The following is a 14334-nucleotide window of genomic DNA, read 5'->3' as shown; positions in this document are numbered from 1 at the left end:
AGTGATTCCAGGGGGGTGGATAGGACTTACGGGACCTTTCTGCCAGGATAAATGACCTTACAAATCAGGAAATATAGCTGATATGGGAATCCGGCCATTTCAATTAGTATAAAAGTAGTATGGTAATGCCTGGCATCTTTAGCTAAATTGGAGGCGAATTAAGCATATGAAAGCAAATCTGGAAAGAAGCGCGATAGCTAATAATATACCGGCTGAACTCGAACATAGCTTGGAAAATATAATCCATTTTGGGGGGATATCCCGCAATTCAGCCGAACAGCTTAAACAGGGCTTGGATAGCTTTGGCCGTTTGCAGCAGCAGTATGCCAACGATAACCAGATTCGAAAGGTAAGGGAGCAGGTTACCCCGGCGTTTTTTGAGCTATATACCGCGGTGTTGAAGAGAGTTGCTGCAGAAGGTTACTCAGATCCGCTGTTGAAGATGTTTCTTTGCTTTGGTTATCTGGATGAAAGGCTTTTGCTGCCTGAGCAAATCCACAGTCTTTACCAGCTGGCCGAAAGTATTGATTTTGGAAGTAAGGATGCTGTTTACACCATTGACAACTGGTTGGTAAGCATTTATAAGCAGGATAAGGAGCCTTCGATAAATGAATTCGGCCATGACTATAATGAAGTTTTCCGCGAAAAGAAAAAACGAGGAGAACTGAGGGAGACGGATAAATCAAAATATGATAATGATGCCAGCAGTAAGCTGCAACATGAAATAGAAAACCTGTTTAAGCTTGGTCAACGGATATGCCATGGAGCCAGTGCTAGCTATTTCCCCGTGCTTTATTCCGATATTTTGCCAAAAGATTTAACAAATTATCTGCTTACTCCCCAAAGAATTAAGGAAGGTTTGGAAAAACTTCTGCAGGTTGATTATTCAGTTTTTCACCGGGAAATCGTGTACCACCGCCCGGAGATTGGCATAAATAAGCATATCATTATGAAGCCGGTCTGGCCTGATTATATCTTGCTACCAACAGTTGGTTCCCGCGGAATAATGTGGCAGGAATTGACCGGACGGGTGAGGAACTCGGCCGCGCGATTTGTCTTGCCTCTTTTCTGTAACGGCAACCTCGATACTATGCTGCTGGAGGTAATCTCTCATTTCCGTTGGGAATTGTCGCGCAGCACTTCCAGTATTACCAGAACCAGTAATGTGTCGGATTCACTGGTAGGAGAATACAGCGATTACATTCAGTTTTATAAAAAGAACCGGAATCTTACTGAAGAGGCCAAAGAAAAAATCCGGCTACAGATGGAAAAGCATCGCAACAATACCCGAGAAGTATTCGCAGACGATTATAAAACCTGGATAGATTTCGAAGCCCGGGGCTTGTTGCGCCTGAATAAAGTGGCCCGGCAAATTCTCTTTCAGCACTGCCCTTTTTCCCTCTCCATCAGGGAAAGCCTGGAGAAGCATCCTCTCTATAACGCCCAGATTTCACGCATGAACAACCTCCGCAATCGTGAAATCAAGATTCTTACGGCCAATTACGCGCGGCTGACTAAGAACGGAGCTCCTCTGGATCCGGATTTAGAGCAAAATCTTTTGTATTATCAGGGATAAATTGAATGATTAGACAGAAGCAACACCTGCCTTTCGGAAGGTGTTTTATCAACCAGCTATTTTAAAATAATCAGGCATCAATAGATACCCCTATCATTCTATTTCCGCTTATATCTCCGCTTATTAAATATATCCTGATTCCAGCAGCTCATCCATTCCTACCAGTGGCTACCGGCAGGTAAAACTCTCGCATATATAAGCCGGTAGGCTTACCCTCTATACCAGGCATGTGCTGAAAATAGGGAGCCCTGGAACCTAGCATTTCACTAGTTTTCGATTCATTTAAAATTATCAGTCTATGGGGATCATAACGAGAATTAAATAGCTTTAACATTTCCGAAGCTGCCTGGTTTTTTGATTCAGCTGCCACTACAACCTCACTTCCCGGGTATATCTGGAAGATGGCCGCCAGCAACCAGAAAGAATGCGCAGTTGGATACTCCTGAATCTCTGCTGCAAAGTAATCCATAGCCTGTTGCGCTTTTACCTGCCAACTCAGGTCGGAACTTAAGCGGGCCAGACGCATAAAATTAAGAACAGCTACAGCATTGTATGATGGCATAGCTCCATCATAGCCTTCCTTGGGGCGGGCCAATAGTTGCTCCGCATCCAGACCATAAAAGAAAAAGCCTCCCTCTTTTTGATCCCAAAAATATTTATTTAGATCTTCGCTGAGTTCAAGGGCCAGGGCCAGGTAATGACTATCAAAACCAGCCTCATAGAGTTCTATCAAACCCCAGATAAAATATGCGTAATCAGCTGCATAAGCCAGGTATTCAGATTCTCCTTCCCGGTAGCGAGCGAGAAACCGGCCATCCGACCGGCGCAAATTCTTCTTTATAAAATCAGCTGCCTGGCAGGCTGCCTGCAAATAGCTTTCATCCCCCAGGACACGAGCTCCCATAGCTAAAGCGGCTATCATCAAACCATTCCAGCCAGTTAATACTTTATCATCTTTTAAGGGCTTTATCCTTTTCTCCCGGTAATTAAACAATTTTTGCCGCTCGGCTGCAAATTCCTGGCGGGGCTCTTCAAAGTTTGGCGTTCGAGTAAGATTAGGTATATTCCTGCCTTGGAAATTCCCCTTTTGACTGATATCGTAGGTCCGGGCCAAAGATTGGGCCTGCTCACCTAATATCTCCGTTATTTCATCCTTATCCCATAAATAATATTTTCCCTCTTCACCTTCGGAATCAGCATCTTCCGCAGAATAGAAACCTCCTTCCGGGCTGCTCATATCTCGTAGGATATAACTGAAAATATCTCGCGCTACTCCCGCATAAAATTCCTTGTTCGTTAACTGGTAGCATTCCAGGTAGGCCATGGCTAACAGCGCATTATCATAGAGCATTTTTTCAAAATGGGGCACCAGCCATTGACGATCGGTTGAATACCGGGCAAAGCCAAAACCAATATGATCGTAAATACCTCCCCGGTACATACTTTGCAATGTTTTCTCCACCATTTCGAGGGCTTGCCCCTCATGCCTAAAATGGTAGTAGCGTAACAGAAACAACAGGTTATGGGGTATAGGGAATTTCGGAGCAGACCCAAAACCACCCCATTCCGCATCAAACGCCCGGGCATATTGCTTAAATGCCCGGTTTAAAAGTTCCTCATTTATGGGCTGGCCTGCTTGATTTGCCTCCTGCTTAATTATATGCCGGCTAATCTCTTCCCCGGCTTGCCGTAAAGATTCCCGCTCCTTATTCCAGAGTTCCGCAACGCGGGGAAGCAGTTCCAGCAAACCCCAGAGACTCCCCCGGCTGCTGCGGGGCAAATAAGTAGCCACATAAAAAGGCTTCTTATCCGCATCCATAATTACGGTCAGCGGCCACCCCCCGCTCCCGGTTAAAGCCTGACAGGCCATCATATAGATGTGATCAATATCGGGTCGCTCCTCCCGGTCAACCTTGATGGAGATAAAATTCCGGTTTAATAAATCAGCTACAGCCTGATCTTCAAAGGATTCATGGGCCATCACATGACACCAATGGCAAGTAAATAAATTGTACCTACAATTTCTTTAATAATTTAGCCCCAAAAGGGCTAAGAATAGCCTATCGAGAGGAAGATAGGTTTGTCTTCTTTTTGGGCCTTCTGGAAGGCTTCCGGACTCCATGCATACCAATTAACTGGGTTATAGGCGTGTTGTAAGAGATATGGTGATTTTTCATAAATCAAACGGTTAGCTTTGCGAGTTTCTTTATCTGGAACTGTCATTAGAATACCCCCATACTATTTTTGAATAGTATCTACAGGTATTCAATTTCCAATTCGATTTCACCTGTTACAATGTCACGATTATACCATATTTTATCAATTATTGAACTAAATAAAGCGTTTCTTTCTTGATTGGTCGTGGCTTTAAACCACTCAGTTAAAATTTCTGGGCTTGTTCGTTTAATTCTCGCTGGTCACCAGGGTAATGTTATTAACTTCTGCACTCAAAGCCCTTAACCTACTTGTCATTTCAGCAATCTCGGCATCATATTTTTTCTTATATCGTTTATAGAAGCTAATATCCTCTATCCCATCAAAGCAAACATGAGATTGATCTGGCAACATACCCCAAAATTAGCAATCCTGGCCTCAATAGACTTCCCGTTCGTCCATTGTCTTCACAATATGTTTAACCTCAAATGATATGACGCCAGTCGCGCCTTGCATAAAGGATTCTCTCAATATCAACAACCTTTGACTTTTCATTTATAGTGAAAAAGACAATATAATTCTTTACGAATAGCTTTCGATATCCCATCATGGCAAGCCGTTCATCAGTCACAAGAGGGCATTTTTGCGGCATGACTGCTAAACCCATAATAGCTTTCTCAACGTTGTCCATCATCTTCAATGCGGTCATTGGTGCTGATAGTTGCGCAGAGATATATCGGACAATGTCACGTAGATCTTTTTCGGCAGGTTCCGATACGTCAACCCTATAATTTGCCATCAGTTATTTCCTGCCTAATGTCTTGCATTACATCTTCCAGCGGGCGCTTTCTTCCCTCTTTTACTGCTGCCCTGCCCTCATCAAGCAGACGGTAAAGTTCAAGTTTGCCGTTAAGCATCTCGTAGGTCTCAATGCTCATAACAGCCAAATCTCCCTGCCCATTTTTAGTAATAAAAACGGGCTCTCTGCTTTCACGGCAGAATGTCGAGATCTCATTGTAATTGTTCCTTAAGTCCGTACTGGATTTAATGTTTGGCATAAAACCGGCCTCCTCATCTAACCTAAAGATATTATACACGAATTTCTTTAGCTTATCAAAGCCGATTGCATCTAGCTACTGTTGTATTGTGGTAATTGATTCAAGAATATTATTTAGGTATAAACATGGATCATGTGTCATACATACAATAAATTTGCTCTTTGATAAGCGGTTTAAGTGCTAGCGGAGTAGCAAGATCTATTCTTCTGCCTGTACCAGCATCTCCCATACCATACTCATATCTTCTATTCAGGCGGAGGGAACAAGCAGCGATAAAGTAGGACAGAGCTTCCTCATGCAAAATCCCCATCCTAGTTTACAGTCTTGCCCCAGGCGGCTATACTAAGTTATCGGATAAGACGAAATAAGGAAGAACCGGATGAAAAAGCTATCTCTACTTATTATAAAAGAACCACTTATCAGGAAGAGAATATTTAAGACGGCTTTGCCGGCCATGATGGAAATGATCCTCTACATGCTTATTGGGGTGGTGGATATCGCCATTGTAGGACGGCTGGGGGCGGTACCGCTGGCGGCAGTGGCCCTGGGGGCACAGATATTTTTTGGACTGGTGCTCTTGCTGGAGTCGCTGGGGATTGGAGCCGCAATTCTGGTGGCCCAGGCCAAGGGGGCCGGCAACCGCCTGGAGGTCAGCCGGGTGGCGGGACAGAGTTTTATGCTGGCAGTAGTAGTGGGAACAGCAGCAGCTGTCCTGGGATTATGGCTGGCTGAGCCTTTTGTGGGTTTATTTGCCGTAGAAGCGGAAGTTGAGCGCCTGGCCCTGCTTTATATCCATATCGTCTTTAGCATACTACCGGTGGCTTTAACCCTCTATATTATTAATTCGGTCTATCGGGGATTGGGCCGTACCGACATTCCTATGACCATTGCTTTCGTGGTTAATATAGTAAACTGCGCGGCAAATTATATTCTGGTTTACGGAATGGGACCGATACCGGCCTTGGGCGTGGCCGGATCGGCCCTGGCTTCTTCCCTGGCTCATGTGGTTGGATTGGTGATGGCCTGCTGGTATTTTTTCGGCGGGCGGGGTGGCTTAAAGGTAAAATTTCGCCTTTCCGAGCGTTTAAACTGGTCCATCATTCAAAACATTTTCCGCTTGGGCCTTCCCAGCATGGGGGAGCAGTTCTTTTTAACTGTATCCGGCCTGATTTCCGTCTTCCTGATCGTCTTTCTGGGTACTACCGCCTATGCTTCACATGAGGTAGCCCTGGCAGTGGAGTCCCTTTCCATCATGCCTGGCTTCGGGGTGGCCATTGCCGCTACTGCGCTGGTAGGGCAGGCGGTAGGTGCGCGGGATCGCCTGGCGGTACAGAAGATGGCGCGGGGTTCACTCGAACTGGCAGTCCTTTTAATGGGCTTGTTGGGAGTAGTGTTTTTCTGTTTCCCCCAGGCCATTGCCCGGATATTTACCAATGATCCGGTGCTTATCACCCTGGCGGGCAGTCTGGTCCGAATTGCAGCGTTTGAGCAGCTGACCATTGCCCTGAGCATGACCCTGGCCGGTATCTTAAAAGGGGCCGGGGATACCCGGACGCCTATGTATGTCACTACCCTGGCTACCTGGGCTTTCCGTATACCCATAATGTACCTGCTAATTAAGGTTCTTGGGCTCTCTATCGCCTGGATATGGGTGGTATTCGTTATCGACTGGCTGCTGCGCTCGCTGGTTTTCATTATCGTGTACCAGCGCAAGCATTGGATGTACCGTGCTTTAGGATCCGAACTAGAAGCAGGTTAGGCTCCGCAGTTTCTTCCGATGCTTAAAATATGTACAGCGGAAACTGCTGCCCCAATATACCATACGGTATCCGGCGGAACATATGGGGGCCACATCCCAATCGAGGGCTCTTTGGCGCCTCGGTGGTTTTAGCGGTATTATAGCCTGGGGCTTGTAATCCTTACGGATTGTTTCATATGTTGACTTATGATCATAACCGGCATCCATGAGATAATACTGGGGTTTACCGGTCAGGTTTTTTCTACATTCCTTTAGAATATCTTAGGCCATTGTGCCATCGTTGGTACTGGCCGTAGGTGGATTTAATAACATAAAGGGAAGTGGAGTTCTTAGACTTGGAAATTGATATCTGCTTATTAATGCCTCCTTTCCCTCTAAATCTCACATTACCCAATATTGCTCAGTACTATTTATGAAAATTTGACAGAAAAAATAAAGAAAGCCCCTATTTCAAAGGCCTCCTTGCTTCCTCGGTTTTATTCAAGTGTCAAAGACCCGAGCTACCGGTAATTCAGATTTAACATTAGTAGCAGTATGCATTTTTGTATCCAAACCATTTCATCTTATTGCCGTCGGTATCTAGTTTGCTGCCCCAGTTGGCTGATTGACCATCATCTTTAATTTTTTACTCGGCACCGACTTTTCATGGGCAGTTTTAAGTCTAGTATATTGACACAGTATTTCATTAATGGTATTGTATATGGTGCAACAATAAAATGGTATCATATATAGTGCCTTTGTGCATAATATAAAGGGGAGATGTTATGAGTCAAATTAGAAAAAGGCTCCTTAGGCTTATAAATAACCCGGTTGGAGTTGAGTGGAGCGAACTCCGTACTATTTTAAAATACTATGGTTGCATTATCGAAGAAAGTTCAGGCAGCCATAAAGTAGTATATCATCCAACTTCAAGCACTAACGTTACGGTATCTATTCACAATAATAAAGTAAAGGTAATATATGTGAAAAAGTGCATAGAACTGCTGGAAGAAGTAATAGAGGAGGAGGAATAGGGTGGTAGAAAAGGTTTTTAATGATTATTATTCCGTGGAATATCCAGCTTTGGTGAAAAGGATTCCCGACGAAGAAGGAGGGGGGTGGATTGCAGAAATAATAGATTTACCTGGGTGTATAGCAGATGGAGAAACACCTGATGAGGCTATTTTGAACCTTAATGAAGCTAAAAAATGCTGGATTGATGTAGCTCATAAACGAGGCCAAAATATCCCAAAGCCTAGTCCAAGTTTTACAGATGATGAAGTATATAGTGGAAAATTTACACTAAGAATACCTAAATTTCTTCATAGGCAGCTTGCTCAAACTGCTAAAAATGAGGGGGTTAGTTTAAATCAATATTTACAAACATTAATAGCCTTCAATTTTGGTCAGACAATTAAGCGAAATAATGAGAAACAAGAAACAACACAAAACTCGTTTAACTATAATATCAAAATACAACAATTTGGATACAGTACCTCTAAAGGAGCTTTTAATGACTTGAGCAGACTTTGGAATGGAATCGACAGAAATCCTATTGTATGTGGTTTCAATCCCAGGGGGGTGATTATTAATGAGTGAAATTAAAGTGGCAATTAATAACGTAAGAATATCAAAAATAAATGCTGTGTTAACTGAGAAGAAAAACGAAACAAGTGATGCGTCATTAAGAAGAAATACGGTAGCTGAATTAGACCCCGTAGAAGAATGCAGTTATGTTTTGAGAATATTAGAAAAAATAGACTTTCAACCTACAGGACCTATGATGTTGGAATTAGAAACGCTTGCTGATATAACAACAAGTTCAAATCTTGAAGATAAAAATTTAATTGAATTAAAGAAAGAATTAGCAGACATGGTAATGACAGTAAACACACTTACTATAGCTTTTATTTCAGAAAAGATGTTAAGTGGTCCACCAATTATTATACCTCCATTTCTCGAAGTCGATGAAACTGTGGTTTATGAATAAATCGAGTAGGGTAATGCTGCAGTAGCTAACTGCAGCACCAGCCCTCTCACAGAATGGGAATGTCCTGCGTAATGTGTAAATGGAATAATCTGAGAACCAATTGTAAATACTAATATTGCTTTCACTCACTCGCAGGATAGGGCAAGGCAACACTGGGGAGCGACCAGAGCAGCGCGTGAAGTTTTGCAGGGCGGCGGATTCTTATGGAATCCGTCGTTTTTTCTGTCGCCCTGGAAAACAAGGCGACCCGATCAAGCGGCAGCCATCAATAGTCTTCTGACATGCGCCTTGCGGTAGTAGTTCCCCCATCCCCTTCGATCATATTGCTTAAATACCCGAATTTAAAATTATCATTAGTAGGCAAGAACTGTTTTATTATCACCAATCCCTCTTTACTGATAAGATATATTAGGGAGCTAGAATTGTATACATTGCCGACAAACGGCATAATCATCCGATGTTTCAATCCCCTGTTAAGAGGATTTAGAATATTACTGTAATGATTTAGCGTACAATTCGTATGAATAAGGAGAGGAGGATGGATATGAAAAAAGCGCTTATACTTTCACTAATCCTGTTACTGAGTTTCTCCCTCTTTGCTTGTGGGGTAAAAGGGAATCAGCAGCAACAGCCAGGACAAAAAGAGGAACAGCAACAACCAGCCGGAGAAAGTGATGAAGCGGACGCGGACTCAATTATCTACAAAAATACCTCCTATGGTTTTAATTTTTCTCTGCCGAAAAACTGGAAAGGCTATACTATTGTAAATAGCCAATGGGAGGGGTTGGCTACGGGAGATGCACAAGAAGCGGCAATTGTTGAAACCGGTCCCATGATTTCTATCCGGCATCCCCAATGGACCGTGGATAACCCCCGACAGGATATTCCCCTTATGGTCTTTACCACCATTCAGTGGAACTCGCTTCAAGAAAACAAATTCCATATCGGTGCCGCACCTATCGGGCCTAAAGAGCTTGGAAGCAATGCAAAATATGTTTTTGCTCTGCCAGCGCGCTATAACTTTGCCTTTCCGACCGGATATGAAGAAGTGGAAGAGATTCTGGAAAACAATCCACTTCAACCGGTGGAATATCCATAAGGTATGAAGGAAAATATTATACAAGACTGTTATCCGGCAACTATGAAATAACACAGGAAACAGAGCCAATTTCGCCAGCTGCGGAACGGTTTTTAAATAATGATATACTGCTATATAAGACATAGCAAAGTTTATCAGCTCTTGCGGTATAGGGTATAGCAGGCCAGTTGGCGCAGGAATTCGGCCTCGGGTCCAAAAAGCTCCAGGCTCTGGAGGCAGGTGGCAATACTTTCTTCCAGTAGCTGCCGGGACTTCTCCAGGCCCAGCAAGCTGGGATAGGTGTTCTTTTCCTTGCGGGCGTCGCTGCCCATGCTTTTTCCGGTAAGAGCCGCATCTCCCTGCACATCCAGGATATCATCGCTGATCTGAAAAGCCAGGCCAAAATTATCGGCATAGTCACTCAGGGCCAGCAAGCCCTTCTCCCCTATTCCGCCCACTATGGCTCCGGTTCTGAGGGCCGCTCGGAACAACTGGCCGGTTTTCAGGCAATGCAGCTTCCTCAAGCTCTCATAATCAATAATCTTACCTTCCGCTTCCAGGTCCAGGATTTGCCCACCAATCATTCCTCTGCTGCCGGAGGCTCGGGCAATTTCAGCTATCACCCGGAGCGTAGTATCGGGCTTTATCCCTGAGACGCTGTTTTTCTCGCTCAGCAGCTCAAAAGCAGCAGTAAGCAGGGCATCACCGGTCAAGACCGCATTGGCTTCGCCAAAAACCCGGTGACAGGTGGGCTGCCCACGGCGGAAATCATCATCGTCCATACAGGGCAGGTCATCGTGAACCAGGGAATAGGAATGAATCATTTCCAGGGCGCAGGCCACCGGAATCGCCTGCTCGGCTTCTCCCCCCGCAATCTTCGCCCCCTCCAGAACCATTATGGGCCGCAGCCTTTTCCCTCCGTTAAAGATGGCATAATGCATGGCCTGGTGAATCAACGGAGGATCGCTGTCCGGCGAGAGCAGGCAGCCAATTAAGCAGTTGTCAACAAACTCTTTGCGTTGTCTAATCTCTTCCTGAAAGTGCTCTAAATCAAAATTCATAGCTAATTACCTCACACTTCAAAATCCAGTAGTTCAAATTCCCCGCCCAGGTTCTTAACCAGCCGTTGAATCTTCCCTTCCGCCTGGGATAGTTCCTTACGACAAAAAAGGGATAGTTCAATACCTTGCTCAAAAACCTTGATGGATTCTTCCAGTTCCAACTCACCTGATTCCAGCTGCTCCACACTTTCCTCCAGTTTTTTCAGGGCCAGCTCAAAACTCAGCTTTTCCATCTCTTTACCCTCTCCTTTTTGATGACCTCAATCTCCAGATCGGCGTGCCTCATAGCCACTTCCAACCGGTCACCAATTTGCACCTGCTGTTCATCTCTAATAATACGACCCTCTTTTTGCAATAGTACATAGCCCCTTTCCATGATTTTCAGGGGACTGAGGCTATCCAAAGCAGCCATGTTCATTGATAGCTTCATCTTCTTTTCCCGGAAAATCTCCGCCATCCCCCGGCTCAGACTCTTTTCCAGCTGGCTAAGCAGTTCCTCCCGCATATGGAGCAGGGAACGGGGCTGTTTCCAAATCCGCTTCATCATAAGGCGGTCAATTATTTCCGTATAATAGAGCAGCTTGCGCTGCATGGCCCGCAGCAAGCGCTGCTGGTAATTGTCCAGTTGGCGGGATAGGGCTTGCATGTCGGCCACTGCCAGGCTGGCTGCCTGGCTTGGGGTAGCGGCTCTGAGGTCGGCCACCAAGTCAGCCAGGGTAAAATCCACCTCATGGCCGACCGCTGAGATTACCGGAATATTGGATTCATAAATAGCCTGTACTACCAATTCACTGTTGAAGGCCATGAGGTCTTCATAGGAACCTCCCCCACGACCTATAATAATTAATTCTACTTCAGCATAGCTATTCAATAGACGCAGGCCTTCAGCCAGCTCGCCCGGAGCCTCACTGCCCTGCACTGAACTATGTGCCAGAACCACTTCCACCCCCGGGTGCCTTTGCTTTAGAATACGGCAGATGTCCCGCAAAGCGGCTCCATCCTGGGAAGTTACGATGCCCACCCGTTGCACAAAGGCTGGTATGGCTTTTTTTCTTTCCGGGGCAAAGTACCCCTTCGCTGCCAGCTTTTTTTTCAATTCTTCCAGGTAGAGAAACAGCCCGCCGATGCCGTAAGGCTGCATTTCCTCTACATAGAGCTGGTATTTCCCCTGCCGGGCAAATACGGAAACCGAAGCCCGCAAGAGCACTTCCATTCCGTCTTTGGGTTTAAATTTCAAGCCTCTAGCCCGGCTTTTAAACATCACGGCACTGATGGTACTGTCTTCATCCTTCAGGGTAAAGTACATATGCCCGGACTGCTGGTATAGCCTGAAACCGGATATTTCTCCCCGCAACCATAATTGGCCGAGAAAAGGATCGCTATCGAGCAGGTTGGCTATGTAGCTGTTGAGCTCAGTAACCGTTAGAATCTCTTTCATAGTTATTACCGCTTTTGCCTGGCGGCCTGGGCCAGGTTCTCCATAAGTTTGGCTATCAGAATAGGCCCCATACCACCGGGTACTGGCAACAAACGGGCCTCAAATCCTTGCCTTTCCAGGGCTGCCCGATCGACATTGCCGCATACGCCTCCGGCACCCCAGTAGAATCCCGCGTCAATAATTAAGACGCCCGGGGCGAGGCCTTCCGCTTGAACTATTCCGGCCCGGCCTTTTTCTACCACCAAAATATCTGCCCCTGAGGCCAGTCCGGGTTCATAAGAGGGCAGAACACTCAGTTGGCAGGCTCGCTTAATCATTATCGTGGCCAGGGGAATTATCAAATCAAAGGAGTCTCCTACCAGTACGGCTTTTTTCCCGGCCAAGGAGGGGAAAAAGCGCTCGATGACCTCCAGGCAGGCCAGGGCCGCACAACTAATAAAGCCAGGTCTATCGCCACTCATCCGGCCCCGGTTCACCAGAGAAAAGCCGTCCACATCTTTGTCCGGGCGGATAGCTGCCAGGATTTCGTCTGTCTGTTCCTCCAGAGCAGCCGGAAGGGGTAATTGCAACAAGATGCCATCAACCTGCTCATCCTGGTTTAGTTCTGCGATTTTTGCCATCAATTCCTGCTGGCTGGTATCCTCCGGTAAATGGAGCAGGCGGGACTTTCCCCCGGTGGCTGTTGCCGCTTTCTCTTTGAGACCGACATAATGGAGGTCTTCTTTTTGGCCGCCTACCAAAATCATGGCCAGGCAGGGGCTGATGCCCTCCCGTTCATTCTTCTCTTTTAACTTCTGCCTTATTTCCTGGGCTATTTGCGATCCACTGATAATTTCCATTTATTTTCTCTCCTTAATGTGATCTTCCGCCCTCCGTTTTCCGCAGGATGAATTGTGCAGCCAGGGCCACCCCTACCGCGTTATCGCTGCTCAAGCGGGGGGAAGCGAAAAAGAGCTTTAGCCCCACCGCCGGGTGTTCCAGGCGGGCCTGCAGCCGTTCTTTTATTATTGAATTAGCCATTACCCCGCCCACCAGCAATACATCTTTTATGCCTTTCTTATCGCTTTCCTGCAAGATGCTCTTCTCCAGAGTATTGGCAATACAGCGTAAGCTGGCCAGAGCGATGTCGGGATAGGATATACCCTCCGCCATTAATTTCCGCGCCCGGGTTTCTGCCCCGGAAAAAGAAAAACCTTTATCACTTACTGATGAAGGCATAAGGGGTAGGTTCTCCCCGCTCGATTGCCGGGCCATCTTTTCGAGCTCGGAGCCGCAGGGAAAATCCAGACCCATGGCTACCCCTACCCGGTCTACCAACTGACCGGCGTGCAAGTCAAGTCCCGCGAGGGCTGGCGAGATATCCAGCAAGCCTCCCTGCTGTTGCCGGACATGGAGCAGTTCGGAGGTCCCTCCGGAAAAATGCACCGCCAGGAATTCGGCTCGCCCCAGAAGTGCTTCGTTCCCCTTGATTCCGGCAATAATATGCCCTTCCTGGTGGCTGAAGGAGTAAAGGGGTATCCCGGTAAAACTGCTTAATACCACAGCCTGGGAGAAGCCCGCGGAAAAAACCGGCATATAACTCCCTTCTACCCGGCGCGGCCAGGCACTGGCACCGATGGCTTTCACCGGAGCATCAAAATAGGAAGATAGACGGGCAAATAAAAAGGGCAGGTTTTTGATATGCTGGAAAAAGGCTTCTGATTGCCGTAAACCCCTTTTCCCTGCTCCAACCTGCAAAATCATACGCTCATCGGCGATAATATTCTGTTCTTCGTCCACCAGGGCCAGCGAGCTGGTATAGGCGCTGGTGTCAATCCCCAGGAAACTATCCATTTTTTTCTCCCAGTATCTTGTCCAGTATGGCATTGACAAAGCTGCCGGAGCCTTCATCTCCATATTTTTTGGCTATTTCAATAGCCTCATCGATAGCCACTACAGCTTGCGAGTCTTCCAAGTAGAGTATTTCATAGGCAGCCACCCGCATTATATTTCGGTCTACGGAAGACATCCGATCCAAAGCCCATTCCCGGGAATAACTGGCAATCATCTGGTCAATTTCCGCTTGCTTTTCCAAAGTACCCTGAATTAAATCCCAAGAAAATCCCTGATTCTTTTCCGCTAATTTGTCATGTAGGACCAGGTAATCAAAGGCTTTTTTGGCATCCGCCTGCACCTGGTCCACCTGGAAAACAACCTTGAATGCGGTTTCCCGTGCTTTTCTTCTGCTCAAATATTTTCTTC

At 46.2% G+C, this 14334-nt stretch carries 18 protein-coding genes; 6 read left to right on the top strand and 12 right to left on the bottom strand.

What is annotated here, in order from left to right; translation table 11 throughout:
• The first annotated feature begins 166 nt into the window (after positions 1-166).
• Positions 167-1576, top strand: coding sequence for a hypothetical protein (locus tag SWOL_RS02935; protein ID WP_011640015.1), 1410 nt, complete (start codon positions 167-169; stop codon positions 1574-1576).
• 148 nt (positions 1577-1724) lie between these two features.
• On the opposite strand, the gene SWOL_RS02930 is transcribed toward SWOL_RS02935, so the two are convergent.
• The 6 genes from SWOL_RS02930 to SWOL_RS14695 all read right to left on the bottom strand — a co-directional run bounded on the left by SWOL_RS02930 (position 1725) and on the right by SWOL_RS14695 (position 5098).
• Positions 1725-3557: a thioredoxin domain-containing protein gene (locus tag SWOL_RS02930; protein WP_341271087.1), complete on the bottom strand. Its 1833-nt coding sequence runs from the start codon at positions 3555-3557 to the stop codon at positions 1725-1727.
• 68 nt (positions 3558-3625) lie between these two features.
• Positions 3626-3799: a DUF255 domain-containing protein gene (locus SWOL_RS15135; RefSeq protein WP_155814116.1), complete on the bottom strand. Its 174-nt coding sequence runs from the start codon at positions 3797-3799 to the stop codon at positions 3626-3628.
• Positions 3800-3979: 180 nt separating this feature from the next.
• On the bottom strand, positions 3980-4144 hold the full coding sequence (locus SWOL_RS14700) for a hypothetical protein (protein WP_155814115.1): 165 nt from the start codon (positions 4142-4144) through the stop codon (positions 3980-3982).
• A gap of 70 nt (positions 4145-4214) precedes the next feature.
• Positions 4215-4529, bottom strand: a complete 315-nt coding sequence (locus SWOL_RS02925; RefSeq protein WP_041427326.1) for a type II toxin-antitoxin system RelE/ParE family toxin — start codon at positions 4527-4529, stop codon at positions 4215-4217.
• A complete protein-coding gene (locus SWOL_RS02920; RefSeq protein ID WP_011640013.1) occupies positions 4516-4788 on the bottom strand; it encodes a type II toxin-antitoxin system prevent-host-death family antitoxin in 273 nt (90 codons plus the stop codon). Before SWOL_RS02920 ends, SWOL_RS02925 begins: the two co-directional genes overlap by 14 nt.
• Before the next feature lie 130 nt (positions 4789-4918).
• On the bottom strand, positions 4919-5098 hold the full coding sequence (locus SWOL_RS14695; RefSeq protein ID WP_207635320.1) for a hypothetical protein: 180 nt from the start codon (positions 5096-5098) through the stop codon (positions 4919-4921).
• 69 nt (positions 5099-5167) lie between these two features.
• On the opposite strand from SWOL_RS14695, the gene SWOL_RS02915 reads away from it, so the two are divergent.
• The 5 genes from SWOL_RS02915 to SWOL_RS02890 all read left to right on the top strand — a co-directional run bounded on the left by SWOL_RS02915 (position 5168) and on the right by SWOL_RS02890 (position 9615).
• The gene (locus tag SWOL_RS02915; RefSeq protein ID WP_011640012.1) at positions 5168-6547 is read left to right on the top strand and encodes an MATE family efflux transporter; all 1380 of its coding nucleotides are present in this window, start codon (positions 5168-5170) and stop codon (positions 6545-6547) included.
• A 764-nt stretch (positions 6548-7311) separates the two neighbouring features.
• Positions 7312-7560, top strand: coding sequence for a type II toxin-antitoxin system HicA family toxin (locus SWOL_RS02910; RefSeq protein ID WP_011640011.1), 249 nt, complete (start codon positions 7312-7314; stop codon positions 7558-7560).
• Between the two features lies 1 nt (position 7561).
• The gene (locus SWOL_RS15130) at positions 7562-8125 is read left to right on the top strand and encodes a type II toxin-antitoxin system HicB family antitoxin (protein ID WP_011640010.1); all 564 of its coding nucleotides are present in this window, start codon (positions 7562-7564) and stop codon (positions 8123-8125) included.
• The gene (locus SWOL_RS02900; RefSeq protein WP_011640009.1) at positions 8118-8516 is read left to right on the top strand and encodes a hypothetical protein; all 399 of its coding nucleotides are present in this window, start codon (positions 8118-8120) and stop codon (positions 8514-8516) included. Before SWOL_RS15130 ends, SWOL_RS02900 begins: the two co-directional genes overlap by 8 nt.
• A 544-nt stretch (positions 8517-9060) precedes the next feature.
• On the top strand, positions 9061-9615 hold the full coding sequence (locus SWOL_RS02890; protein WP_155814114.1) for a hypothetical protein: 555 nt from the start codon (positions 9061-9063) through the stop codon (positions 9613-9615).
• 134 nt (positions 9616-9749) lie between these two features.
• Here SWOL_RS02890 and SWOL_RS02885 read toward each other — a convergent pair whose 3' ends face one another.
• Genes SWOL_RS02885 through nusB form a run of 6 tightly spaced genes read right to left on the bottom strand, consistent with a single transcriptional unit; the run spans position 9750 to position 14323 of the window.
• Positions 9750-10655 (bottom strand): polyprenyl synthetase family protein, encoded by a 906-nt coding sequence (locus tag SWOL_RS02885; RefSeq protein ID WP_011640007.1) that lies wholly within the window; start codon positions 10653-10655, stop codon positions 9750-9752.
• An 11-nt stretch (positions 10656-10666) separates the two neighbouring features.
• Entirely contained in the window at positions 10667-10888 is a 222-nt protein-coding gene (gene xseB / locus SWOL_RS02880; RefSeq protein ID WP_011640006.1) for an exodeoxyribonuclease VII small subunit, read from the bottom strand.
• Positions 10876-12093 carry an exodeoxyribonuclease VII large subunit gene (xseA, locus tag SWOL_RS02875; protein WP_011640005.1) on the bottom strand — a complete coding sequence of 406 codons (1218 nt, stop codon included), beginning with the start codon at positions 12091-12093 and terminating at the stop codon, positions 10876-10878. Before xseA ends, xseB begins: the two co-directional genes overlap by 13 nt.
• A gap of 5 nt (positions 12094-12098) precedes the next feature.
• Positions 12099-12932: a bifunctional 5,10-methylenetetrahydrofolate dehydrogenase/5,10-methenyltetrahydrofolate cyclohydrolase gene (locus SWOL_RS02870; protein ID WP_011640004.1), complete on the bottom strand. Its 834-nt coding sequence runs from the start codon at positions 12930-12932 to the stop codon at positions 12099-12101.
• A gap of 13 nt (positions 12933-12945) precedes the next feature.
• Positions 12946-13926, bottom strand: a complete 981-nt coding sequence (locus SWOL_RS02865) for a Kae1-like domain-containing protein (protein WP_011640003.1) — start codon at positions 13924-13926, stop codon at positions 12946-12948.
• Positions 13919-14323 carry a transcription antitermination factor NusB gene (nusB, locus tag SWOL_RS02860; protein ID WP_011640002.1) on the bottom strand — a complete coding sequence of 135 codons (405 nt, stop codon included), beginning with the start codon at positions 14321-14323 and terminating at the stop codon, positions 13919-13921. The genes SWOL_RS02865 and nusB overlap by 8 nt, the downstream gene beginning before the upstream one ends.
• Positions 14324-14334 lie beyond the last annotated feature (11 nt).

It is taken from the genome of Syntrophomonas wolfei subsp. wolfei str. Goettingen G311 (genome assembly GCF_000014725.1).
In the GTDB taxonomy this organism is placed as follows: Bacteria; Bacillota; Syntrophomonadia; order Syntrophomonadales; family Syntrophomonadaceae; genus Syntrophomonas; species Syntrophomonas wolfei.
The sequence above is the reverse complement of the archived record's forward strand: the minus strand, read 5'-3'. Positions and strand labels throughout refer to the sequence as shown.